The organism is Paraburkholderia sp. DD10 (genome assembly GCF_049177125.1).
Lineage (GTDB): Bacteria > Pseudomonadota > Gammaproteobacteria > Burkholderiales > Burkholderiaceae > Paraburkholderia > Paraburkholderia terricola.
Genome location: NZ_CP185392.1, coordinates 1,644,608 through 1,669,103, shown reverse-complemented (window position 1 = coordinate 1,669,103; position 24,496 = coordinate 1,644,608). Strand labels below are relative to the sequence as shown.

Annotated in this window: 23 protein-coding genes; 14 read left to right on the top strand and 9 right to left on the bottom strand. The window is 64.5% G+C overall.

The features are described 5' to 3' along the window. The first annotated feature begins 381 nt into the window (after positions 1-381). The 7 genes from deoC to ACOCG7_RS07580 all read left to right on the top strand — a co-directional run bounded on the left by deoC (position 382) and on the right by ACOCG7_RS07580 (position 9,811). Positions 382-1,392, top strand: coding sequence for a deoxyribose-phosphate aldolase (gene deoC, locus ACOCG7_RS07610; protein ID WP_421377523.1), 1,011 nt, complete (start codon positions 382-384; stop codon positions 1,390-1,392). A 16-nt stretch (positions 1,393-1,408) separates the two neighbouring features. Next, positions 1,409-3,796, top strand: coding sequence for an aldehyde dehydrogenase family protein (locus tag ACOCG7_RS07605; protein WP_421377521.1), 2,388 nt, complete (start codon positions 1,409-1,411; stop codon positions 3,794-3,796). Between the two features lie 123 nt (positions 3,797-3,919). After that, positions 3,920-4,882, top strand: coding sequence for a ribokinase (gene rbsK, locus ACOCG7_RS07600; RefSeq protein WP_073428376.1), 963 nt, complete (start codon positions 3,920-3,922; stop codon positions 4,880-4,882). Positions 4,883-4,916: 34 nt separating this feature from the next. Next, positions 4,917-5,996, top strand: a complete 1,080-nt coding sequence (locus ACOCG7_RS07595; protein WP_421377519.1) for an ABC transporter permease — start codon at positions 4,917-4,919, stop codon at positions 5,994-5,996. 110 nt (positions 5,997-6,106) lie between these two features. Beyond that, on the top strand, positions 6,107-7,111 hold the full coding sequence (locus tag ACOCG7_RS07590; RefSeq protein WP_073428374.1) for an autoinducer 2 ABC transporter substrate-binding protein: 1,005 nt from the start codon (positions 6,107-6,109) through the stop codon (positions 7,109-7,111). Between the two features lie 73 nt (positions 7,112-7,184). Further along, on the top strand, positions 7,185-8,738 hold the full coding sequence (locus tag ACOCG7_RS07585) for a sugar ABC transporter ATP-binding protein (RefSeq protein ID WP_421377517.1): 1,554 nt from the start codon (positions 7,185-7,187) through the stop codon (positions 8,736-8,738). A gap of 14 nt (positions 8,739-8,752) precedes the next feature. Further along, positions 8,753-9,811, top strand: coding sequence for an ABC transporter permease (locus ACOCG7_RS07580; protein ID WP_421377515.1), 1,059 nt, complete (start codon positions 8,753-8,755; stop codon positions 9,809-9,811). Positions 9,812-9,837: 26 nt separating this feature from the next. On the opposite strand, the gene ACOCG7_RS07575 is transcribed toward ACOCG7_RS07580, so the two are convergent. From ACOCG7_RS07575 to ACOCG7_RS07565, 3 genes are all read right to left on the bottom strand, one after another. Further along, positions 9,838-10,563, bottom strand: a complete 726-nt coding sequence (locus ACOCG7_RS07575; protein WP_154873277.1) for a DeoR/GlpR family DNA-binding transcription regulator — start codon at positions 10,561-10,563, stop codon at positions 9,838-9,840. A 203-nt stretch (positions 10,564-10,766) separates the two neighbouring features. After that, complete coding sequence (locus tag ACOCG7_RS07570; protein WP_310317592.1) at positions 10,767-11,081, bottom strand: zf-TFIIB domain-containing protein; 315 nt, start codon at positions 11,079-11,081, stop codon at positions 10,767-10,769. Positions 11,082-11,226: 145 nt separating this feature from the next. Beyond that, a complete protein-coding gene (locus ACOCG7_RS07565) occupies positions 11,227-11,979 on the bottom strand; it encodes a TerC family protein (RefSeq protein WP_310133078.1) in 753 nt (250 codons plus the stop codon). A 123-nt stretch (positions 11,980-12,102) separates the two neighbouring features. Between ACOCG7_RS07565 and ACOCG7_RS07560 the strand changes: the two genes are divergently transcribed. After that, on the top strand, positions 12,103-12,984 hold the full coding sequence (locus ACOCG7_RS07560) for a LysR family transcriptional regulator (RefSeq protein WP_073428370.1): 882 nt from the start codon (positions 12,103-12,105) through the stop codon (positions 12,982-12,984). Between the two features lie 31 nt (positions 12,985-13,015). Here the strand turns inward: ACOCG7_RS07560 and ACOCG7_RS07555 are convergent, their stop codons facing one another. From ACOCG7_RS07555 to ACOCG7_RS07545, 3 genes are all read right to left on the bottom strand, one after another. Next, on the bottom strand, positions 13,016-13,153 hold the full coding sequence (locus tag ACOCG7_RS07555; RefSeq protein ID WP_073428369.1) for a DUF3563 family protein: 138 nt from the start codon (positions 13,151-13,153) through the stop codon (positions 13,016-13,018). A gap of 259 nt (positions 13,154-13,412) precedes the next feature. Continuing rightward, on the bottom strand, positions 13,413-14,243 hold the full coding sequence (locus tag ACOCG7_RS07550; RefSeq protein ID WP_421377512.1) for a class I SAM-dependent methyltransferase: 831 nt from the start codon (positions 14,241-14,243) through the stop codon (positions 13,413-13,415). Positions 14,244-14,329: 86 nt separating this feature from the next. Continuing rightward, positions 14,330-14,764 (bottom strand): GFA family protein, encoded by a 435-nt coding sequence (locus ACOCG7_RS07545; RefSeq protein ID WP_310120586.1) that lies wholly within the window; start codon positions 14,762-14,764, stop codon positions 14,330-14,332. Between the two features lie 172 nt (positions 14,765-14,936). Here ACOCG7_RS07545 and ACOCG7_RS07540 point away from each other — a divergent pair, with 172 nt between their 5' ends. The 3 genes from ACOCG7_RS07540 to ACOCG7_RS07530 all read left to right on the top strand — a co-directional run bounded on the left by ACOCG7_RS07540 (position 14,937) and on the right by ACOCG7_RS07530 (position 18,375). Beyond that, a complete protein-coding gene (locus ACOCG7_RS07540; RefSeq protein WP_421377510.1) occupies positions 14,937-15,968 on the top strand; it encodes an AraC family transcriptional regulator in 1,032 nt (343 codons plus the stop codon). A 323-nt stretch (positions 15,969-16,291) separates the two neighbouring features. Then, entirely contained in the window at positions 16,292-17,692 is a 1,401-nt protein-coding gene (locus ACOCG7_RS07535; RefSeq protein WP_310133086.1) for a selenium-binding protein SBP56-related protein, read from the top strand. Further along, a complete protein-coding gene (locus ACOCG7_RS07530; RefSeq protein WP_421377507.1) occupies positions 17,692-18,375 on the top strand; it encodes a hypothetical protein in 684 nt (227 codons plus the stop codon). The genes ACOCG7_RS07535 and ACOCG7_RS07530 overlap by 1 nt, the downstream gene beginning before the upstream one ends. Before the next feature lie 34 nt (positions 18,376-18,409). Here ACOCG7_RS07530 and ACOCG7_RS07525 read toward each other — a convergent pair whose 3' ends face one another. The 3 genes from ACOCG7_RS07525 to ACOCG7_RS07515 all read right to left on the bottom strand — a co-directional run bounded on the left by ACOCG7_RS07525 (position 18,410) and on the right by ACOCG7_RS07515 (position 20,562). Next, a complete protein-coding gene (locus tag ACOCG7_RS07525) occupies positions 18,410-18,778 on the bottom strand; it encodes a hypothetical protein (protein WP_421377505.1) in 369 nt (122 codons plus the stop codon). 121 nt (positions 18,779-18,899) lie between these two features. Then, positions 18,900-19,325 carry a hypothetical protein gene (locus ACOCG7_RS07520; RefSeq protein WP_073428363.1) on the bottom strand — a complete coding sequence of 142 codons (426 nt, stop codon included), beginning with the start codon at positions 19,323-19,325 and terminating at the stop codon, positions 18,900-18,902. A gap of 592 nt (positions 19,326-19,917) precedes the next feature. Further along, a complete protein-coding gene (locus ACOCG7_RS07515; RefSeq protein ID WP_421377503.1) occupies positions 19,918-20,562 on the bottom strand; it encodes a hypothetical protein in 645 nt (214 codons plus the stop codon). Here ACOCG7_RS07515 and ACOCG7_RS07510 point away from each other — a divergent pair. From ACOCG7_RS07510 to ACOCG7_RS07500, 3 genes are all read left to right on the top strand, one after another. Further along, positions 20,561-22,072 (top strand): FAD-dependent oxidoreductase, encoded by a 1,512-nt coding sequence (locus ACOCG7_RS07510; protein ID WP_421377501.1) that lies wholly within the window; start codon positions 20,561-20,563, stop codon positions 22,070-22,072. The genes ACOCG7_RS07515 and ACOCG7_RS07510 overlap by 2 nt on opposite strands. Positions 22,073-22,350: 278 nt before the next feature. Next, positions 22,351-23,238, top strand: coding sequence for a nitrilase family protein (locus ACOCG7_RS07505; protein WP_073428362.1), 888 nt, complete (start codon positions 22,351-22,353; stop codon positions 23,236-23,238). A gap of 55 nt (positions 23,239-23,293) precedes the next feature. Continuing rightward, a complete protein-coding gene (locus tag ACOCG7_RS07500; RefSeq protein WP_154873286.1) occupies positions 23,294-24,463 on the top strand; it encodes a substrate-binding protein in 1,170 nt (389 codons plus the stop codon). The last annotated feature ends 33 nt before the right edge of the window (positions 24,464-24,496 follow it).

Here is a 24,496-nt window from a genome sequence, read left to right as displayed (position 1 = left end):
TCCCGCCATTCAAAGCCAATTGCACGCGATCCGTCAATCGCGGACGCGGCGCACCCGTCAACCCGCTGTCCATGAATCGACGAAGCCCGATGTGATGAAGCGGCCGTGACCCTCGCGGCTCACTCATCTGGCATGCCCGCTTCGCCGATACGACGAAAATTTCCTTGCTTGGTCTGACGGCCACGCGTGACGCTGTTGTGATCTTTACTTCATGATTTGGTGCGTCAATCACATTTCGTCGTTGCACTACGGGCTTTCCCGGTAGCGATGTAACAATCGGCTCGCAGCGCTTGTTATGATTCTCCCAATCGTTGTAGCATAGACGCCAACCAAATCTGTCGGCCGCTGTTGTGCGTCGCGTCACAAATTTCCGGACGTCTCATGCCTGAAGCTCCTTCGTTGTCTTCCTCGGTCGTCGCGCTGCGCGGCGGGCCGCTCGTTCATCCGGTGCGCAATCCGGGCACGCCTTTCGACGCGTCGTGGCTCGACGGGCTGCGCGTCAACCAGTCCGCGGTCGAACGGCGCACGGCCACGCTCGGCACGCGCCGGACCGTCAAGAAGGATGCGCAGGCGGCGTGGCTGTTGAAGGCCGTGACCTGCATCGACCTCACCACGCTCAATGGCGACGACACCGAAGGGCGCGTGCGCCGCCTGTGCGCCAAAGCGCGTCAGCCGGTGCGCGCCGATCTGCTCGAAGCGCTCGGCATCGCGCCGCAGGGCATCACGACGGGCGCGGTGTGCGTCTATCACCGCTTCGTCGCGGCGGCTGTCGATGCGCTCGAGGGCAGCGGCATTCCCGTTGCCGCCGTATCGACCGGTTTTCCGGCCGGCTTGATCCCGCATCCGCTGAAGCTGAAGGAGATCGAGGCTTCAGTGGCGGACGGCGCGATGGAAATCGACATCGTGGTGACGCGCGAACATGTGCTCACCGGCAACTGGCAGGCGCTCTACGACGAAGTGCGCGAGTTTCGCGCCGCTTGCGGCCCCGCGCATCTGAAGACGATTCTCGCGACCGGCGACATCCGCACGCTCTCCAACGTGGCGCGCGCCTCGATGGTCTGCATGATGGCGGGCGCCGATTTCATCAAGACCTCCACCGGCAAGGAGGGCGTGAACGCCACGCTCGATGTGTCGCTCGTCATGGTGCGCATGATCCGCGAGTACCAGGAGCGCACCGGCGTGCCGATCGGCTTCAAGCCGGCGGGCGGCGTGTCGACTGCCAAGTCGGTGCTGTCGTATCAGATATTGATGAAGGAAGAACTCGGCCGCGCGTGGCTCGAACCGGAGCTCTTTCGCATCGGCGCGTCGAGTCTGCTGGCCGATATCGAACGCCAGCTCGAACATCACGTGAGCGGCCGTTATTCCGCTTTCAACCGTCACCCCGTAGCCTGAACACAAGACCGATCCCATGAGCGTAGCCGAGTATTTTTCATCGATGGAGTACGGTCCCGCACCCGAGGACGATCAAGCCGCGCGCGCATGGCTCGCGCGGCACGCGGCGAGCTTCGGGCACTTCATCGGCGGCGAGTGGCAGGCGCCGGCCGCTGGCGAGCGCTTCGTGTCGCACGCGCCCGCCACGGGTGAACGGCTCGCCGAGATCGCCCAGGGCGATGCGGCCGATATCGAGGCGGCGGTCGCCGCCGCGCGCGCCGCGCAGCCGGGCTGGCTCGCGTTGGGCGGCGCGGGGCGCGCGCGGCATCTGTATGCGCTCGCTCGCATGGTCCAGCGCCATAGCCGGCTGTTCGCCGTGCTGGAGGCGCTCGACAACGGCAAGCCGATCCGCGAGACGCGCGATATCGACGTGCCGCTCGTCGCGCGGCACTTCCTGCATCACGCGGGCTGGGCGCAGTTGCAGGACAGCGAATTCGCGGCTTACGCGCCGCTCGGTGTGATCGGGCAGATCGTGCCGTGGAATTTCCCCTTGCTGATGCTCGCGTGGAAGATCGCGCCCGCGCTTGCCACCGGCAACTGCGTCGTCTTGAAACCGGCCGAATACACGCCGCTTACCGCGTTGCTGTTCGCCGAACTCGCGCATCGCGCGGGCTTGCCGGCGGGCGTGCTGAATGTCGTCACCGGCGATGGACGGACCGGCGCGGCGCTCGTCGCGCATCCGCAAGTCGACAAGATCGCCTTTACGGGTTCGACGGAAGTCGGGCGTTTGATTCGCCAGGTCACGGCCGGCTCGGGCAAATCGCTGACGCTCGAACTCGGCGGCAAGTCGCCGTTCATCGTCTTCGACGACGCCGATCTCGACGGCGCGGTCGAGGGCGTGGTCGACGCGATCTGGTTCAACCAGGGGCAGGTCTGTTGCGCGGGCTCGCGCCTGCTCGTGCAGGAAGGCATCGAGGCGCGCTTCATCGCAAAGCTCAAACGCCGCATGCAGACGTTGCGTGTGGGCACCTCGCTCGACAAGAGCATCGATATCGGCGCGATCGTCGATCCGGTGCAGCTCGAACGCATCCAGTCGCTGGTGGAGAGCGGGCGGCGCGAAGGCTGTGCGGTGTGGCAGTCGTCCGATGCGGCGCTGCCCGCGGGCGGCTGCTTCTATCCGCCCACGCTCGTGACCGGCGTGGCGCCGGCTTCCACGCTCGCGCAGGAAGAGATCTTCGGCCCGGTGCTGGTGACGATGAGCTTTCGCACGCCCGACGAAGCGATTGCACTCGCCAACAATTCGCGCTATGGACTCGCCGCCAGCGTGTGGAGCGAAACCATCGGCCGCGCGCTCGACATCGCGCCGCGCCTTCAATGCGGTGTCGTGTGGATCAACGCGACCAATCTGTTCGACGCGGCGGTCGGCTTCGGCGGTTATCGCGAATCGGGCTATGGGCGCGAAGGCGGACGTGAGGGCATTTACGAATATCTGAAACCGCGCGCGTGGCTCAATCTTCCGAAGCGCCGGCCGGTGGAGCGCGCGGCGCATGTCGAGCAGCGCGGCGAGCCGTCGAACGTTGCGCTGATCGACCGCACGGCCAAGCTTTTTATCGGCGGCAAGCAGGCGCGCCCGGATAGCGGGTATTCGCTGCCGGTGTACGCGCCGGATGGAACGCCCGTGGGCGAAGTGGGCGAGGGCAATCGCAAGGACATTCGCAACGCGGTCGAAGCGGCACGCGCGGCGCAGAAGTGGTCGCAGGCGAGCACGCATAACCGCGCTCAGGTGCTGTACTACCTCGCGGAAAATCTGGCCGTGCGCGCGGACGAATTCGCGCGGCAACTCGTCGTGCGAAACGGCGCGACCGAGGCCGCGGCGCGCGCGGAAGTGGAGGCGGCGGTCGCGCGTCTTTTCACCTACGCGGCGTGGGCCGACAAGTTCGACGGCGCCGTGCATACGCCGCCGCTGCGCGGCGTCGCGCTGGCGATGCACGAGCCGCTCGGCGTGATCGGCATCGCGTGTCCCGACGAGGCGCCGTTGCTCGGCTTCGTGTCGCTGGCCGCGCCCGCGCTCGCGATGGGTAATCGCGTCGTGGTGTTGCCGAGCGAGGCGTGTCCGCTCGCGGTCACGGACTTTTATCAGGTGGTCGAGACCTCGGACGTGCCCGGCGGCGTGCTGAACATCGTGACGGGCGAGCGCGCCGCGCTGCTGCCGGCGCTCGCCCGACACGACGACGTCGACGCGCTCTGGTGCTTCGGCAATGCGGCGGATTCGGCTTTGGCGGAACGCGAGTCGATCGGCAACCTGAAGCGGACCTTTGTCGATCATGGGCGCCAGTTCGACTGGTTCGACCCTGCGAGCGAAGGCTTGCCGTTTCTGCGCCAGGCCGTGCAGGTGAAGAACATCTGGATCCCCTACGGAGACTGACCGGGCGTCCCAGGCACTTGAACAACGCGCACGCCAACCAGTAAATGGAGGAGACAACGTGCTGAAGAATCTGGCTCTGCTGAAACACGCCCCTTTCGCAAACGCTCCGCGAGGGACACACGCATGAACGCGCCTCACGAACGAGCGGGACGCGTCGTCATTCTCGGCATCTACGTTACCGATCTGACGTTTCGCGCCGAACGCATGCCGTTGATCGGCGAGACCATTGCCGGCTCGGCGTTCGCGATGGGGCCGGGCGGCAAGGGCTCGAATCAGGCGGTGGCGGCGGCGCGTGCCGGCGCCAAGGTCGTGTTCTGCACCCGCATCGGCAACGACGCGTTCGGCGCGATCGCCCGCGCGACGTGGGCCGCCGAGGGCATCACGGCGCGCGCCTCGGTGATCGACGGCGTGTCCACCGGCGCGGCGCATATCTTCGTCGACGACACCACCGGCATGAACGCGATCATCGTCGCCTCGGGCGCGGCGGGCACCCTGAATGCCGCCGACGTCGACGCGATCGAAGCCGACATCGCCGCCGCGCAAGTGTTCGTCACGCAACTGGAGCAGCCGCTCGCCGCCGCGCGCCGCGGACTCGAGGTCGCGCGCAAGCACGGCGTCGTCACCGTGTTCAATCCGGCGCCCGCGTTGCCGCTCGACGACGGCATCTTCCCGTTGTGCGACTACATCACCCCGAATGAAACCGAAGCCGCCGCGCTCACCGGCGTGCCGATCGCGAACGCCGACGATGCGCGCCGCGCCGCCGACGTGCTGCTCGCCAAGGGTGTCGGCACGGTGGTCGTCACGCTCGGCGAGGGCGGCGCGCTGCTGCATTCGGCGACCCAATCGGTGCTCGTGCCCGCGTATCACTGCGGTCGCGTGGTGGAAACGGCCGGCGCCGGCGACGGCTTCACGGGCGGCTTCGCGGCGGCGCTCGCGCGCGGCGACGATGCGATCGCCGCGATGCGCTTCGGCTGCGCGCTCGCGGGCATCTCGGTAACGCGCGCGGGCACCGCGCCCTCGATGCCGACGCTCGATGAAGTGAAGCGGGTACTGAGCCAGTCGGATCAGACCTCACAGGCGCTCTGAGCATTCGCGCAGGTTCAAGGAGATCGTCATCATCATGAAGTCCTCGTTTGGGTCCTTGCTCGAGTCCCGGTTCGGCGGCGGCAAACCGTTCGCCGACCGGCAACTCAATTTCCTGCTGATCGTCAACGTGCTCGTCGTGCTGGTCGCGACATGGCTCTCGCGCGGGCAGTTCGTCGATATCGACAATCTGCAATCGATGGGCGGCCAGTTGCCCGAGCTCGGCTTGCTCGCGCTCGGCATCATGCTCTCGATGGTGTCGGGCAATGGCGGGATCGACCTGTCCGGTGTCGGCCTTGCCAATCTGTCGGGCATGGTCGCCGCGTTGGCCGTGCCGCATTTCGTCAACGGCGACGACTCGCCGGTGCTCTATACGGCGCTTTTCTGCTCGATCGTCGTCGTGATGGGACTGCTCGGCGGAATGCTGAACGGCGTGGTGATCGCGTGGCTCAGGCTCACGCCGATTCTCTGCACGCTCGGCACGCAGTTGTTGTTTACGGGCTTCGCGGTGGTGCTCAGCAACGGTGCGTCGGTGCACGTCGACTATGTGGACCCGTTGTCGGCGATCGGTAACGGCACGGTGTTTCAGGTGCCGATCGCGTTCTGCATTTTCATCGCGGCGGTGATCGTGCTGGGATGGCTGCTCAAACGCAGCCCGTTCGGCCTGCGCCTCTATCTGATGGGCACCAATCCCAAAGCCGCGTTCTATGCCGGCATTCCGCGCGCGCGGATGCTGATCACGACGTATGCGATGTGCGGCGTGCTCGCGTCGCTGGCCGGGCTCATCAGCGCGACGCATACGTCCAGCGCGAAATGGGACTACGGCAACTCCTATCTGCTGATCGCGATCCTGATCGCGGTGATGGGCGGCGTGAATCCGGCGGGCGGTCACGGCCGCATCATCTGCGTGTTTTTTGCCGCCACGGTGCTGCAATTTCTGTCGAGCCTGTTCAATCTGCTCGGCGTATCGCAGTTCTTCGGCGATTGCGCGTGGGGTTTTCTGTTGCTGTTGTCGCTGGCGTTCGCGGGCGGTGAGCGGGTGCGGGCGATTTTCGGCTTTGGCGGTGGCGGCGGTGGCGGCGGTGCGGCTGGCGCGAGCGCCGCGCCGAAGCGTTAGCTGTCGAACCGACGCTGACGAACGGTTTCATTCAGTACACGGCGGACAACGAGCCCTGGTTGTCCGCGACCGTGAAGAGGGGCGACATCGAACGATAAAGGAGACATCGCATGAAATTGACTCGACTGGGTGCCGCGCTGGCTACCGGCGCCCTCGCGGTGGGCGTGATCGCCGCCGCGCAGGCGGCAACGAACGAAACGATCGTGACGGTCGTCAAGGTCACCGGCATCAACTGGTTCAACCGGATGGACGAGGGCGTGAAGGAGTTCGCGAAGGAGAACCCCGGCGTGAGCGCGTATCAGACGGGCCCAGGCCGCGCGGACGCGGCCCAGCAGTTGAAGATCATCGAAGATCTGATCGCGAAGAAAGTCACGGCGATCGCGGTGGTCCCCTACGATCCGCCCACGCTCGAACCGGCGCTGAAGAAAGCGATGGATCGCGGCATCAAGGTGGTCACGCACGAGGCCGACAACGCGAAGAACACGATGGTCGATATCGAGGCGTTCGACAATACCGCCTACGGCGCCGGCCTGAACGAGCGCCTTGCCTCGTGCATGCACAGCGACGGCAAGTGGGCCGTGCTGGTCGGTTCGCTCGGCAGCCGTTCGCAGGTGCAGTGGGCGGACGGCGGCATCGGCAATGCGAAGGGCAAGTACCCGAAGATGAACCTGGTCGAACCGAAGCTCGAAACGAATAACGACGGCGAGCGCGCCTATGAAGTCGCGAAGGAAGTGCTGCGCAAGCATCCCGACCTGAAGGGCTTTCAGGGCTCGTCGTCGCTGGACGTGATCGGCATCGGCCGCGCGGTCGAGGAAGCCGGCATGCAGGGCAAGATCTGCGTGTACGGCACCGGCTTGCCGACCGAGGCGGGCAAGTTCCTCGAAAGCGGCGCTATCAACGGCATCGCGTTCTGGGACCCCAAGCTCGCGGGCGAGGCGATGAACAAGGTCGCCAAGATGCTGGTGGACGGCAAAACCGTCGAGAACGGCGCCGACCTCGGCATTCCGGGCTACACCAAGGTCACGGTGGCGAAGGGACCGGGCAAGGGGATCATCGTGCGCGGCCAGGGTTGGGTGAACGTCGACAAGTCGAACTACAAGCAGTATCCGTTCTGATTCCGCTTGTGTCCGTTGCTTCATGCGTCACGGCGTGCCCCGGTGGGCACGCCTCAACTTGCGGCTCGCCATCATGAATCAAGACGTATCGTCATCCGTACAACCCGAAGCGTCGCGGCCTTTCCTGCTGGTCGCCGGCGTGCATAAGCGGTTCACCGGCGTGCATGCGCTGCGCGGCGTGAGCCTGTCGTTCGAGCGCGGGCAGATCTATCACCTGCTCGGCGAGAACGGCTGCGGCAAGAGCACGCTGATCAAGATCATTTCCGGCGCGCAGCCGCCAGATGAAGGCGAGTTCGTGATCGACGGCGTGCGGCATGCGCGGCTCTCCGCGCTCGAAGCGCTCGCCGCGGGCATCGAAACCGTCTATCAGGATCTGTCGCTGCTGCCCAACATGAGCGTGGCCGAAAATGTCGCGCTGACTTCCGAACTGGCCTTGCATGAAGGCCGGCTCGCCCGCACCTTCGACCGGCGCGAATTGGCGCGCACGGCGGCCCGCGCGCTAGAAGCGGTCGGCTTGCCCGGCGACGCGGAGTTTCAGGCGACGCTCATCGAACAGTTGCCGCTCGCAACGCGCCAACTCGTCGCGATTGCACGCGCGATCGCCAGCGAGGCGAAGTTCGTCATCATGGACGAACCCACGACTTCGCTCACGCAAAAAGAAGTGGACAACCTGATTGCCGTGCTCGCCAATCTGCGCGCGCAGGGCGTGACGGTGCTGTTCGTCAGCCATAAGCTCGACGAATGCTACGCGATCGGCGGCGAAGTAATCGTGCTGCGCGACGGACAGAAAATGGCGCAAGGCCCGATCGCGCAATTCACGAAAGCGCAGATCAGCGAGTTGATGACGGGGCGCCATCTGTCGAACGAACGTTATCGCGAGGGCGGGCTAGGGCAGGACGTGGTGCTCGACGTGCGCGCTTTCACGCGCGCCGGCCAGTTCGGCGACGTGTCGTTTCGCCTGCATGGCGGGGAAATTCTCGGCATCACTGGTCTGCTCGACTCGGGGCGCAACGAACTCGCGCGGGCGCTCGCAGGCGTCGCGCCGGCGCAGTCAGGGCAGGTGGTGCTCGACGGCAGGCGCATTGCATTGCGCACGCCGTCGGATGCGAAACGCCATCGCATCGGCTATGTGCCGGAAGACCGCCTGAACGAAGGGCTGTTTCTCGACAAGCCGATCCGCGACAACGTGATTACCGCGATGATTTCCAGCTTGCGCGACCGCTTCGGCCAGATCGACCGCGCGCGGGCGCAGGCGCTCGCCGAACAGACCGTGAAGGATTTGCAGATCGCGACGCCCGGCGTCGACAAGCCGGTGCAATCGCTGTCGGGCGGCAACCAGCAACGCGTGCTGATCGGCCGCTGGCTCGCGATCGATCCGCGCGTGCTGATCCTGCACGGACCGACGGTCGGCGTCGATGTCGGATCAAAGGACATCATTTACCGCATCATGCAGCGGCTGTCGCAACGCGGCATCGGCATCATTCTGATCAGCGACGACTTGCCGGAACTGCTGCAAAACTGCGACCGCATCCTGATGATGAAGAAAGGACGCGTCGCGAGCGAATACCGCGCCGACGAACTGAGCGAAGCCGATCTGTATCACGCGCTGCTTTCCGAAGCGGCATAGAGGACGCCCCACCCATGAACTCGCGCCTGAATCCGCGCATGAACCAGCCCATGACCACCCCGACCGTTGTCGAAGTCGCTCCCGAGGTCAAGCCGCCGAGCCTGCGGACCCGGCTCGCGCGCAATCCCGAATGGTTCACGGTCGCGCTCATCGTGCTGACGTGCCTGCTGGTCGGCGCGATCAATCCGCGCTTCTTCCAGTTGGCGACGCTGTTCGATCTGTTGCACTCGGCCACCACGATGTCGCTGTTCGCGCTCGGCACGCTCGTCGTGCTGGCGTCGGGCGGCATCGACGTGTCGTTCACCGCGATCGCCGCGCTCACCATGTACGGCATCACCAAGGCCGTGTTCGCGTGGTGGCCCGACGCGCCGTTCGCGCTGATCCTGATCACCGGCGCGCTCGGCGGCGCGATGCTCGGCGTGGTCAACGGGCTGCTCGTGCACCGGTTGAAGGCGCCTTCGCTGATCGTCACGATCGGCACGCAGTATCTCTATCGCGGCATGTTGCTGACGTTCATCGGCACGACGTTCTTCATGAACATTCCGCACAGCATGGATCATTTCGGCCGCATTCCGCTGTTTTTCTATCACACGGCCGACGGCCTGCGCGCGGTGCTGCCCGTTTCGGTGCTGGCGCTGGTGGCGGCGGCGTTCGTCACATGGTGGCTGCTGAACCGGACGATGATGGGGCGCGGCGTCTATGCGATGGGCGGCAGTCTCGCGATTGCGGAGCGGCTCGGCTACAACCTGCGCGCGATTCATCTGTTCGTGTTCGGCTATACGGGCATGCTCGCCGGTATCGCCGGGATTCTGCACGTGTCGAACAACCGCCTCGCGAATCCGTTCGATCTGGTTGGGTCGGAACTCGATGTGATCGCCGCGGTGATTCTCGGCGGCGCACGCATTACGGGCGGCACGGGTACGGTAGTCGGCACCTTGCTCGGCGTGGTGCTCGTGACGTTGATCAAGAGCGTGTTGATACTGGTCGGCGTGCCGAGCACCTGGCAGAAGGTGATCATCGGCGCATTCATTCTGATCGCCGGGACGCTGTTCGCGTTGCAGCGCAAGCGCTGAACTGTGACGTCGCGCGGCCTGCGCGCTTATTTTCGCTTGCGCAGCGCCTGGCCTTTCTCGGTGATGATCGAATCGAAGTCGTCCACTTGCGAGAAGCGCACCGCCTTCACCACGCCGAACTTGCTTTCGTCCACCACCAGATGCCGTTCGACGGCGCTCGCCATCGCCGCCTGTTTCAGCGCGACTTCGTGAAAATTCCAGCAGGTGACGCCGCGTGCGGCGTCCACGCCGCCCGCGGAAATAAAAGCCTTGTTGATCCCCATGCGGCGCAGCATCTCCAAACTCTCCTCGCCCGCGAATGAGTCGGACGAAGGCACATAGACGCCGCCCAGCAGGATCATTCGCACATTCGGCTTGCGCCGCAGAATCTCGGCGACGTTCAGCGAATAGCACACGACGGTGACATGGCGTTCGACCGGAATCAGCCGGGCAAGCGTGGTGAGCGTCGTGCCGCAGTCGATGAACAGGGTTTCGTTGTTGCCGATCAGTCCCGCCGCAATCGCGGACGCTTCGGCCTTGGCCTGCGCGAAATGGTCTTTTTCTTCTTCGAGTGAATAGCCGGCGGTGTTCGGTACGTCAGTGGCGCTGACGATATAGCCGCCGAGATACGTGAAGCGTTCCGGGCTGCCCGCGATGTCGCGCCGGACAGTCATCTCCGATACGCCCAGCAGGCTGGCGGCGTCGCGCAGACGCATCACGTTTTGCTTGCCCAGCGCGTCGCCGAGGACGCGGAGGCGGTCGGGTTTCAGCATGGAGGTCCTGTCGCGCGGTGCGGTTCGCGCAGTTGGCGCAGTTGGCGCAGTTGGAATTGGCGTTATGTTTTGTTCGACTTGCTGAAAGAATTATAACAAGAGCTCGCCTGCGCGGCGAGCCTGGATTGAAGGTGCTCCGGTGGCGATGCGGTCCCGCTGCTTCGTTGCAAACGGGACCGCGGCGCATGGCGCGATCACGGCGTTCAGTCGAAATCGAATACGTCGAAAATCGAACGCTTCTTTCGTTTATGTCCCTGATAGCCGCTTCGGTGATCGTCATACGAGCGGTGGCCTTCGTATCGCGGGTCACGCTCGCGGTGGTCACGGTGGTCACGGTGATCGTCCCGGCTCACGCGCCCGCTAGCCGGCGCGTCGTGGCTTTCCGCATCCTGCGCGATCAGCTTGTCGAGTTCGCCGCGGTCGAGCCATACGCCCCGGCAGTTCGGGCAGTAGTCGATTTCGATCGAGCGGCGCTCGGTCATCAGCAGGTCGGTTGTCTTGCAAACGGGGCATTTCATCATGTCGCTCCTCAAAAGTACCAAGAACATCGAACGTCAAACATGGCGGGCCGTTCGATTCGGGGGCGGCCTCCGGCGATAGTCCGGCCAGATCGCTCGAGCCGCCCTTCATGCGCGGGCACGATGCCCGCGCTCAGTGCGCGCCTCACTGCTTCGCCACGGCGGCTCGCTTCGCGTGCGCCCGGCGCGCCAGCATGTTCATCGCCTCGACGAACGCGGAGAACGCCATCGCCGCGTAGATGTAAGCCTTCGGGATGTGCGAACCGAAGCCTTCCGCGATGAGCGCCATGCCGATCACAAGCAGGAAGCTCAACGCGAGCATGACGATCGTGGGATTGCGATCGATGAAGCGCGAAAGCGGATGCGCGGCGAACAGCATGGCCATGACCGCGGCAATCACCGCGACGAACATGATCGGCACGTGCTCGGTCATGCCGACCGCGGTGATGATGCTGTCCACCGAAAACACGATGTCGAGCACCAGAATCTGGCTGATCGCGGCCCAAGCGGTCATTTGAACCACCTTGCCCGCCGCGCCCTGTGCCTCGTCGGCAGGGGCGACGTGATGGTGCATTTCACGCGTGGCTTTCCAGACCAGGAACAGGCCGCCGCCGAGCAGGATCAGATCGCGCCAGGAAAAGCCGTGGCCGAAGAGCGTGAGGGCAGGCTGGGTCAACTGCGCGATCCACGCGACGGTGCCGAGCAGGGCCAACCGCAGCACGAGCGCAAGCATGATGCCGATGCGCTGCGTGCGTGCGCGCTGCGCTTCGGGCAGCTTGTTGCTGAGAATCGAAATGAAGATCAGGTTGTCGATGCCGAGCACGACTTCCATCACGACCAGCGTGAGAAGCGCCGCCCATGCAGCGGGGTCGGTAACGAGTGCGAGTAGATAGTCCATGGGAATAGGTGATTGAGGTTAAGGAGAATGACGCCGGAATTCGTTGATGATCCGCGTTTTCGTGGTTCGGATAAACCAGTGTTACCCTGAGCGATACATCGTTTTTCCCGAAGACTGTTCACCATGCTCAATTACCGCCATCTCTACTATTTCTGGATCGTCGTGAAGGAGGGCGGTTTCGCGCGCGCGGCCGAACGTCTCGGCATGGCGGTGCAGACGATCAGCGCGCAAGTGCGCGAACTCGAAAAATCCATTGGGCGCCAGTTGCTGAAGCCGGCCGGGCGCGGCGTCACCATGACCGAAGCAGGGCAGGCCGCGTTTAGCCGCGCGGAGCAGATTTTTCAGCTCGGTGAGGCGCTGCTCGACGAGATGCGCGAGGCGGGCGGCGAGCGTGTCGCGCGGCTCGCGGTGGGTCTGTCCGACGGCATCTCGAAGCTCGCGGCGCACGCGTTGCTCGCGCCGGTGCTCGGCACGCCGTCGCTCAGGCTGCTATGTCATGAAGGCGAACACGCGCAATTGCTGTCGGAACTCGCGCTGCATCGGCTCGATCTCGTGCTGGCCTGCCAGCCCGCGCCGCACAACGCGGACCTGCGCGTCGTGAGCCAGCGTCTGGTGGGCTCGCCGGTCGACTGGTACGGTCCCGCGGAAATCGTCCGCAAGTCGACTCGCGCCGGTTTTCCGCACTGTCTGTCCGAGGTGCCGGTGCTGCTGCCGACCGGGCACGGCGCGTTGCGCGCACGGCTCGAACGCTGGTTCGAAACCGAAGGCATCCGGCCGCGGATCGCCGGAGAATTCGAGGACAGCGCGCTCATGGCGGTGTTCGCCGCGCGAGGCCTCGGCGTGTTCCCGCTCGCGGAGTTGGGCGCGGACGATGTGTCGCTGCTGCGGGGACTGCGCCCGCTGGGCCGCGCGGAAGGCGTGATCGAGGAGATTCACGCAATCCGCTCGCGGCGCGGGCAGCATCATGCGCTCGCGTCGCAGGTGATTGCCGCCGCGCGTGCGTAGGCGGCTTAAGAGGTCGTGCGTTGCCGTTCGACTAACCGTTGATCTCGAACGAGCGCATGCGCCGCTCCAGCTCGCCTATATCGACCGACGACGCGAGGAACGCATTACGGCGGCTATGTTCCGCGCGTTCGAGCAAGTTGCGCAGCATCCTGGCAAGATAGGCGAGCATGGTGTACTCCGATAATCGATGCGGTCTGGAGTGAATCCGCCGCCGCGAATCGCGGGCAGCCGTTCAACTCAACTGCCGTACCTAAGCATCGACCATGCGCGCTTTACACGAGCCTTGACTGGAAGGCGTTGCGGCCTTCAGTGGCGATGCGAGAGGGACAAGTGTCGTTTATTCGACGACGTTCATTGAGCAAATAGTTCGGGCGCGACAGACAGCGCGTCTTGACGCTCCGCGTATCCGTCAGCGCCATCGCGCGGCATCAGTTCCGCTCGATCACCACTTCGAGGTATTCGCTCGGCAGCACGAGCGTGGCGTCGCCGGAACGATTGCGGCTTTCCATGAGCGTCAGCAGATCCTGGGTCAACGCGGCCTGTTGCGCCGCATCGAGCGCGCCGAACGTCCTGTTCATCGGACCGTAGTAGGTGCGGAACACTTCGAGCCAGTGGGCCGGCGACAGATAGCGGAAGACGAACTCGCGGCTCGTCGTGCGAACGTCCCGCGCGGTTTCGCCGAACAGTTCCGCGAGCCGGGCCTGCGTGCCCCACAGTGCCGGCGATTTGACGCCCGGCGCGGGCGGTATGTATTTGCCGATCATCCTGAACACCTGGCCGATAAAGCTATCGGGCGTCCAGTTCGCGAGGCCGATTCTCCCGCCGGGTTTGCAGACGCGCGCGAGTTCGCTCGCGGCCTGCTCCTGATTCGGCGTGAACATCACGCCGAAGGTGGACATCACGACATCGAACGATTTGTCCGCAAACGGCAGGCTTTCGGCGTCCGCTTGCTGGAACCGGATCGTGTGGCCTTCCGCTTGCGCGCGCGTGCGCCCGGCTTCGAGCAGCGACGGGACGTAGTCGGTGGAGGTCACGTCGCACCAGCGGCGTGCGGCGGCAAGCGTTGCATTGCCGTTGCCGGCGGCGACGTCGAGCACGCGGCTGCCGGCGCGCAGATCGAGCGCCTCGCACAACTGTTCACCGACGATCTGCAAGGTGGTGCCCACCACGGCATAGTTGCCCGAGGACCAGGCGGCTTGCTGACGGCTCTTGAGCGCGGCGAGATCGACGGCGGGCGAGGAAGAAGTGACTGTGGACATGGCTGTACTTCCTGTTAAACAAGGAGTGGAAATGTTCCGCGGTGCATCGCGTCGCATGGCGCGGCAATGCACGCGCCGTGCGGCCGCTATTCGGCGATCGTGATACCCGAACCGCCCATTTCCTTCGGCACGTCCTTCATTTTCGGCAAGCCGTCCTTCATGCGCAGCCTGGTGTGCTCGTAGTGAACATGCACGCCGGGTTCGTAGGGAAACTGTGGAATGGACGCTGCATACACGTCGGTGAGTCCCATGCCTGGGTGTTCGGTGAAGAGGTGACCACCGCACGTCTTGCACCACTTCCGATAACTGTTCTGCGTTTTGTTGTAAGTGCCGATGTTGTCCGCGCCCTGCGTGATGCGCACCGCTTCCGGTTGCCACAGCGTGAACGCATTGACGGGTCCGGCCGACCAGCTTCGGCATGAATCGCAATGGCAATAGCCCATTCCAGCCGGCTCGCCGCTCACCGTGAATTGAACCGCGCCGCAAAAACAGCCGCCCTCGTAAGTACTTTCGTTGCTCATGAGATGTCTCCTTGATGGTTTGCATTGCATGTGCCGCTACTGTCGCCGGGTGCCTGATTCGCGCGTTGTTGCGCGTTCAGGTGGGTGCTAGTATCTGCTCGTAGTTCATATCGTTGAATGACCAGGCGTCCAGATCTCTTGCGCGGAACGCCGGGATTGACGGACGCTGTTCATGGATGCGCTTTCCGACGTTCTTCGCGTTGTGCGGCTCAATGGTGCGGTCTACCTCAACGGAGACTTCACGACCCCGTGGTGCCTGTTTGGTCAGGCGGATTCGGCCCTCTGCGACGCCTTTCTGCCGGGCTCGCAACGCGTGATTTCATTCCATCTCATCACCGAGGGCAGTTGTTCGGCGCGACTCGCCAGCGACCCCGCCTCCGCGATTCATCTCAAGGCCGGTGAACTGCTGGTGGTGCCGCAAGGCGAGGCGCATGTTTTCGGCAGCGCCCTCGATCTCTCCCCCGAGCTGGCAGGACCGCTTCTCGCGATTCAGATGGAGACGACACCGGGCCAGGTGATGACGCTCTCCTATGGCGGCGGCGGAGCGCCGACGCGGGTCGTATGCGGCTTTCTCGCTTGCGACGATACGTTGGGCAATCCGCTGCTGTCCTCGCTGCCGAGGCTCTTCAAAGTCGACATGCGCAACGATCCTCATTCGGCGTGGCTCGAATCGTCGCTTCGATTCGCTGTCGGCGAGGCGGCGCAGTGGCGCGCGGGCAGCGCGATCGTTCTTGCGAGGCTGTCGGAACTGCTGTTCGTCGAAGCGGTGCGCCGCTGTATCGACGCCTTGCCGGCGGACCGCAAGGGGTGGCTCGCGGGTGTGCGCGACCGCTTCGTCGGCCCCGCGCTATCGCTGCTTCATGCGCAACCGGCGTATTCGTGGACCGTCGACGAACTCGCGCGAAGAGTGGGGCTGTCGCGCTCCGCATTGGCGCAACGGTTCACCGATCTGTTGGGTCAGCCGCCCATGCAATACCTGGCGCGCTGGCGTTTGCAGCTCGCCTCGCATGAACTGCTGGACGGCGCCAAATCGCTCGCCGCGCTGGCGGAGCAGGTCGGCTACGACTCCGAGGCGGCGTTCAATCGCGCATTCAAGCGCGAGTTCGGCATGCCGCCGGCCGCATGGCGAAAGAGCCATGTGACGCCAAACGATAGCGCGCCCGCCGATGCGCCGGGAGCGATCGGCGAGACGACGGCCGTATAGGGAAAGTACGCACGCGCGCATGCGGTACTCACGATCACGATCACGATAGGAATACCGTGCGTGCGGTTTGCGTCACATCGCATGGCGGGCGTTGGCTATCCGTGGCGCATGACAACTAAGTGGAAACCAGGTGGACCCGCGCAAACGCGCAAACCGCGCGCAACATTTCTGTTGCCCTCGTCAGCACGGTGGTCTACAAATCTAATCGACCGCCCGCTCGCCTGCGCGACATCGCATGCGGAAACAGAAGATTCGGCAATGCAGCATCCGCGTCGCCGCCGCGCGCGGCCACCCTCGATCATTCATTCACTCCAAGGTGCTCCATGCGCCCAGATCCCACGTTCCACGCATCGCCGAAACTCGCGATGGATGCGCCGGCGGAAGACTACGCCTACACGGTGTTGCTGAGTCCCGACTTCTCGCAGCCGGACATGCTCGCCGTCCTCGACGTGAAGCCGGATTCGCCCACTTACAGCCAGGTGGTGCACACGGTGCCCATGCCGAACAAGGGCGACGAATTCCACCACTTCGGATGGAATGCGTGCTCGTCGGCGCTGTCGCCGCTAACGGGCCACGCTTTCCTCGAACGGCGCTACCTGATCATTCCGGGCATGCGCTCCTCGCGCATCTATATCGTGGACACCAAGCCTCATCCGACCCAGGCGCGAATCCACAAGATCATCGAACCGGAGGAGATCTTTCGCAAGACGGGCTACTCGCGTCCGCACACGGTTCATTGCGGTCCCGAAGGCATTTATGTCAGCACGCTCGGCGGCGGCGGAAAGGACGGCACCGACGGCCCGCCCGGCATCTTCATCATGGACTGCGAGACGTTCGACGTGCTCGGCCGCTGGGAGATCGATCGAGGGCCGCAGGAGAAACACTACGATTTCTGGTGGAATCTGCCGCGCGACTACATGGTGTCGAGCGAGTGGGCGTTGCCGCCGCAATTCGAGAACGGCATCGTGCCCGAGGATCTGCTGTCGAACAAATACGGGCACCGCATTCACTTCTGGGACCTGCGCGCGCGACGCAACGTGCAGACCATCGACCTCGGCGCGAATCATCAGATGGCGCTGGAAGTGCGGCCCGCGCACGACCCGAGCCGCGAATATGGCTTCATCGGCGTCGTGGTCGACACGACCAACCTCGAAGGCTCGATCTGGACCTGGTGGCGCGAGGACGGGCAATTCCACATCGAAAAGACCGCGACCATTCCGCCCGAGCCGGCGGCCGCGGACGAGCTTCCACCGTTGCTGCAAGGCTTCGGCGCGGTGCCGCCGCTCGTCACCGATATCGATCTGTCGATCGACGACAAGTTTCTGTACGTCGCCTGCTGGGGAACCGGCGAGATGCGCCAATACGACGTGACGGAACCGCGCAAGCCGAAGCTCGCGGGTTCGGTTCGCATCGGCGGGATCGTGCGGCGCGCGCCGCACCCGAACGGCAAGACCTTCGCGGGCGGCCCGCAGATGGTCGAGATCAGCCGCGACGGCAAGCGCGTCTACTGGACCAATTCGCTGTACTCCACGTGGGACGACCAGTTCTATCCGAACGGCGTGCCCGCGGCGCAAGTGATGGCGCGCGCCGAACCCGGCGGCGGCCTCGCGCTGGCCGAAGAATACTGGGTGGACTTTCCCGACGGCTACCGGGCTCATCAGATCCGGCTCGAAGGCGGCGACTGCTCGACCGATTCGTTCTGTTATCCGTCGGTGGGCACTTGATGGCGAATAGCTGGCCGCAGGCCGGCCTGTGGCTGGCCGTGGTGGCGAGCGGTCTCTATCACGGCGTCAATCCGGCGATGGGGTGGCCGCTCGCGGTGTCGAGCGGCTTGATGGAGCGGCGCGCCCGCGCGCTGCTCGCCACGCTGTTGTATCTCGCGGCCGGGCACGTGCTGGCGATGTTCCTCGTGATGCTGCCGTTCGCCATGCTCGCGATGCTGCTCGCGTGGCAACGCGAGATTCAGATCGGCGCGAGCGTGCTCGTCATCGGCTTCGGCGTGGGCCTGCTGATCTGGCGGCGTCATCCGCGCGTGCTTGCGCGAATTCCGCCGTCGCGGCTCGCGCTGTGGTCCTTCGCCGTCGCCATCGCGCACGGCGCGGGACTCATGCTCGTGCCGGTCTACCTCGGCCTGTGCCGCGCTGACGCCATCGATCGCGGGCACCGCGCCGCGCAGGCGTTGATGCAGAGCAATCTGACGATGGCGCTCGCGGTCTCCGGCGTGCATGCCGCCGCGATGATCGTAGTCGGCGGGCTGATCGCCTGGCTGGTCTACCGCTATCTCGGGCTCAAGTTCGTCTCACGAAGCTGGTTCAACCTGGATGCGTTCTGGGCCTCCAGCCTCATCGTGGTCGGCCTGCTCGCCCTGGTGTTGAATGCGGCGTTGCCGGGCGCCGAGCACGGCTGAAGGACAACGGCCCGCAACGGCACAGCTCATCGCTTCACGCCTTGAATCTCGACTTGCGCGGCCTGGGCTCGACGCCCACGCGCGGATCGCGCGCGAGCACGAGCTTCGTCAGATGGTCCGCGATCGACTCGAACGCCGGATCGTCTTGCGGCACATAGAGCCATTTGCGCAACACCGGATGCGGCCGCAACGCGGGCATGTCGTCGATGAGCGCGGCGTGGCGTTCTTGCGATGTGCATACGAGCAAGCCGTTCCAGGGCTTGGCGCGATCGGCGGCGACCAGACACAACTGGCCGTCGATATACGCGGCATCGGAGCCGAACATTCGCTTGCGAAGGTAGGTTGCATCGCGCTCGAATGCGTCGAAGATCCAGACGAGCGAGTTTCTGATCGAAGAAGGCATGGGCGTGGAGTCGATAGTGGCCCAAGCGTGGCCGAAGCGCGGCCAAAGCAGGCATGAGCCTGCATGATAAAACGCGCGACGCTTCACGCGACTCCTGTCGTGTTGCTCGTTCGCGCGCCGCTCATCGAATCCGGTCGGTGACGCGGCCGGTGAATTTCCATCCGCGGTCCTGTGTCCAGACGTAGGCAAAGCCGCTCGGGCCGTCGATGAACACGGTCATCGGCTCGCTCGCGGCACGCTTTTCCTTGAGACGCGATGCGCCCACGGGCGACACGCGGCCTTCGGCCTGCGTGGATGCGCCGTTCGCGGTGTCGAGCTTCCATCCATCGAGCGGCACATAGGTGAGCCGCAACGTGCCGCCCTCGGGCGGATCGACCAGCAGCGTCAGCGGGCCCGGCGAGGATTGCGCGCTGCCCGTCTGCGCCTCGCAGGGCGTCGCCGCGCCGCGCGCAGCGGTGGCGGCGAACGTGGCCGCGCCATGCGTGGCGAACGTCAGCGCTACCAGGGTAGCGGTGAGCAAAGCGGCACATCGATTCAGGCGTTTCATCTCTTCTCTCCAATCTTCGGTAGTGGGCGACGAATCCGACGCACCGAAGACGTGCACCGTCTGGAAAGTGCTGGACCCACGGCGCAATGCCTTTCCGAAAATAAGACGGCAGCTTCGAAAGTAATTTGAAGCGCGTAATTGGAAGCGCGGCCGGGCCAGCACGAGCGTGCGGCGTTTCGCATAGCGTGTCGATTCTTCCGGGGTGACGGTTATCGCCGGGCGCTCGCCTGTTCTCATAACGATCGATTGCTTTTGTTCGACATAACTCACGAGACAACCAACGAGGGACATCGCCAACATGAACGTCAATCCAAGCTCGTCCACCCCCGGTAACAACCCCGACATACCGCCGCTCGGCGACGTTGCAGCGGAACCTCCACCGCCGGCCGCCTCGCCGCGGCAAGTGCCTCCGGGCATGCCGGGGCCCGCCGAAAGGCGCAAAGCGGGTCCAGCAGAAGGCTCCGCCGCCGGCCGCCCACTCCAGCCGCCGCCCGCCTCGTCAAGCCAGGGCGCGCAAGCGACGCGGCCGGTGATCACGGACAAATGGCCCTACGGCCAGGCGCTCATGGGGAGCTATCTGAAAGCGGGCAACTCAGACGCGCTGCTTCGCGACCCGACTCTGAAAACCAGCGGCCGCGCGCTGCCGCCACTCACGCCGCAGGCCATCGGCTGCGATTTCAGCGAGCCGGTCGGCCAATGGCCGCGGGCCGACCGCGAGAAGCTCGCGCCCGCCGTCACGAAGAATCTGAACTTGCTGGGCACGCTGGGAGAAGGTCGGGAGCGCAACCAGCTGCATATGGAAATCACGACGATGTGGCTCGCGTTGTGCGAGGCCGAAAAAGGCGACGTGCTCAACTCGCTGGGCACGGAGCAGGCGGCATTGCTCGGCGACACCACGCGCGCGGCGTCGCAGGATCTGCCGCGCACGCCGGTGCGCGACTGGCTCGACCACATGGCCGTCAACATGAAGCCGGAGCAAGCCGCGCGTCTGCTCGGCTCGTGCACGCCCGAAGCGGAGCAGGCGCTGACGGCGCCGATGCAAGTCGTCGACGCGGAGCCTCGTCTGAAGGCGCTGCTCGATGATCGCTTCGCCGATGTGAGTGCGTCGATGCCGGTGGATCACCAGGTCGACTATCGGGGTTTCCTCGAACGGACCAACCGTGTGGTCGGCGAACTGCCCGAAGGCGAGAAGGACATCAGCATCGGTATCGTCGGCGGGGGGCCCAGCGGGGATCATGGCGGCGGACCTGGCCAACCGGGCCGGCATCAAGAACATCGAGGTGCTCGAACAGGCGGACCAGATCGGCGGGCGGATCGCGGCGAAACACTGGGAGGGAATTTCGACGCCCTTTCATCCGGGCGGCATGCGTTTCCACCGGGATCGGAACAATGCGTACTGGGGTTTGGCCGAACACTACGGCCTCGAATTCGAGCCGTTTCCCAATCCGGGTTCGCCGGGCGTGCCGATCACCTATCTGCTCGGCGGCAAGGTGGCCACGGTCCTGCCCGGCCAGCAGGCCGACGATCCCGTCATGCGCAAGGTCGCGCACGACATCCAGCGCGCGATGATCGACCCCTTCTTCAAGCCGATCGACGAGGCGCGCAAGGCGGGCGACACGGCCGAGGTCCGCAGACTCTGGGACAAGGCGAAGAAGGATTTCGACAGCCACTCGTTCCGCTCCGGCGTGGACCAGTTGCTGGCCGAACAGGGCATCGAATGGAGCGAGGAGGAATGGCAAACGTTCGGTGCGGTCGGCATCGGCGTGGGCGGATACAAAGGCTATTCGGACATCGGCTTTCTCGAGGAAGCGCGCTTCGTCAGCGACGGCCGTCTGAAGGATCACGTGGGGCTGAAGGAGGGCGCCGATGCACCGCTTTACAAGCTCGTCGCGGACCGCGAGGGGCTGCCCGAAGGCGTGGGGTCGCTCGAGGACAAGCAGGTCATCAAGCTCAATACCGAAGTCACCGAGATCAGGAAAGTCGATGGCAAGTACCGCGTGTCGGTGCTCGACAAGACAACCGGCAAGACCGACGAAAAGGTCTACGACGAACTGCTCTTCTCCGGCAGTCCGCGTGAGGCGCTCCGGCTCGGTCTGCATGCGCCCGCACCAGGCACGGAGCCGATGTTGCCCGATGAATTCGTCGCAGCGCTGAAAAACGCCAACCTGGTGTCCGCCACCAAGGCGGGATTCGGGATCGCGGTCGGCAGTATCCGGGCCGACGAATTGCCGGCGAACATCCAGACGGACGAGTTCAATCAACAGGTCTACATGATGCTGCAGCCCGACGGTACGGGTGCGGTGTATTCCGAGTACGCGCAAGGAAAGAATGCGGACAAGGCGGTGGGGATGACCGTCGAGGATCGGCGAGACGGATTCATCAAGCTGTTGCGCAGCGTCGCGTCACGCGAGCCGGACAATTCCGAGTACCAGAAAATCGGCAAGCTCGCCGACCTCGTGGAAGCGAATCGCGATCGCTTCTTCTACACGAACTGGGCGGAAGAGCGGCATGTCTGGGCCGCCTTCAAGATGGACGCGCCGGGCGACCTGGAAAACAGCCGCCGGCTCTATGGCTTCCTCACGGAACGGCACGACGACGGCGTGATTCCGATGGGCGAGAAGCTCACCTACGAGGGCGGGTTCGCGAGCGGCGCAATCGCATCGGCGATTCTCGCGACGCAGAAGCTCGTCGTGCGTCATGGCGGTACGTTGCCGGTGAATTCGCCGCTGCATCAGGAACTGCTGTAATCGCGTGTCATGCGCAAACTGTGAGTTGATTCGGATGCCGGGGCCCCGCGGTCCCCGCGTCGCGGCTTGAGAGAGCTTGAGAGAAGTACTTTCCCTATAAGCTGCCCAAATCTCTTGACATCGAGAATTTGGTTTCATAAATTCACCCCGAATCAGTCGCCATGATTTTCCGGCGACCCCACGGCAACGTTGCCGTGCCACACATGGAAGGCTATGCAGCCCCCGAACTTGCGTCCAACGCTAGTGAGGGGGCTTTTTGTTTTGGGAGAAGAAAAGCGATGTTGCACGACCCCGCAAAACCTGAGCTTCAAAGTCTCGTGATCGCATGCGTGCAGATGGAGCCGCACGTCGGCGCGAAGCGCGATAACGTGGCACGAGCGATCCGGCACATCGAAACCGCCGCGAGAAACGGCGCATCGCTCGTGGTCTTGCCCGAGTTGGCGAATACCGGTTACGCCTTTGCGAATCGCGAGGAGGCTTTCGCGCTGGCGGAAGCGCTGCCCGATGGAGAAACCGCTCGCATCTTCGCCGACACGGCGCAGCGCCTCGGCATTCATCTCGTCACCGGTATCGCGGAACGGGCCGGCAAGCGTCTGTATAACTCGGCCCTCTTCACGGGTCCTTCGGGTTACATCGGCGTGTACCGCAAGCTGCATCTCTGGAACAACGAAAACCTGTTCTTCGAGGCGGGGGACCGCGGTGTGCCGGTGTTCGGCACGCCGCTGGGGCGCATCGCGATCGCGATCTGCTACGACGGATGGTTTCCCGAGACCTATCGGCTGGCGGCCATGCAAGGCGCGGACATCGTCTGCGTGCCGACGAACTGGGTGCCCATGCCGTCGCAGCCCGACGACCGCTCGGCGATGGCGGCGACGCTCACCATGGCCGCCGCGCACAGCAACGGCATTGCGATCGCCTGCGCGAACCGGATCGGCACCGAGCGCGGTCAGCCGTTCATCGGCCAGAGCCTGATCGTCGGCGGCGACGGCTGGCCGGTGGCCGGGCCGGCCAGCGTCGATCGCGAGGAAATTCTGTACGCGGTGATCGACGTGAAGCGCACGCGCTCCGGGCGCACGCTCAACACGTTCAATCATGTGTTGCGCGATCGGCGCGCCGACGTGTACGGCCGGATGCTCGGCACCGCCCGGTCTTTCTGTCTCGCGTGAAAGACCGGCGCCCGCATGTACTTCCCGATTCACTCCATCCATTAAAGGAAACGCCATGAGACCGTTCGACAAACAGTTCCTCGTTGCCACGATCGCGGCGCTCGCCGGCGCCTGCGCCTGCATCAACGCGTTTGCCGCCGAGCCGATCAAGATCGGCGTCGCAGTCGGGTTGTCCGGCGCCAATAGCGTGGTCGCGCCCGCGGTGGTTCAGTCCTCGCAGCTTGCGGTCGACGAGATCAACGCATCCGGCGGCATCATGGGCCGCCCGATCCAGCTTGAAATCACAGACGACGCGTCCGGCGCGGTCGGCGCGCAAAAAGCCTACGACACGTTGGTGTTCCAGAAGAACGTCGACGCCATCATTTCGATGGAGACCAGCGCCGCCCGCAATGCGGCCCTGCCGATCGTGGCCCGCGGCAAGAAGCCGCTCATCTATACGTCGTTTTACGAAGGCCGCTCGTGCAGCCCGTGGATGTACGTGAACGGCTGGGTGCCCGAGCAACAGGTCGCGCCGGTGGTCGACTACTTCGCCAAGAGCAAGAACGCCAAAACGTTCTATCTGGTCGGCAACGATTACGCGTTTGGCCGCGGCATGTTGCAGTTCACCAGGAAGTACATCGAGCAGCATGGCGGCAAGGTGATCGGCGAAGAGTATCTGCCCATCGACGGCACCGACTGGACGCCGGTGCTCTCCAAGATCCGCGCGGCGCATCCCGACGCGCTGATCAGCGCGACGGCCGGCGGCGCGCCCAACGTGGCGCTCGCCAAACAGTTGAAGGGTTCGGGGCTCGCCGTGCCGTACGGCAACCTGGCGATCGACGAAGGCACCGCGAGAAGCATGGGCGACGTCGCGACCGGCATCTACATGTCCGGCTCCTACTTGACGAGTATCGATACGTCGGGCAACAAGAAGTTTCTCGCGGCCATGGACAAACGGTTCGGCAAGAACGTGAAGACGCCGAACGAGCTATCCGAGCCGCAATACGAAGCCTTCTTCCTGTACAAGGCGGCGGTCGAGAAAGCGGGCTCCACCGACTCGGGCAAGGTCATCAAGGCGCTCGATCAAGTGTCTTTCGACGGCCCGCGTGGTCAGGTCGAGATGAGCAAAAGCCGGCATACGCCCCTCGCGATGCGTTTGGGTCAGATTCAGGCAGACGGTTCGGTCAAGATCCTGCAAACTTTCCCGGACGTGGACCCCGGCGCTCAGTGCCCGAATATCAGGTAAGCACGATCAGACATGCAACATCCGCCGCTCGCG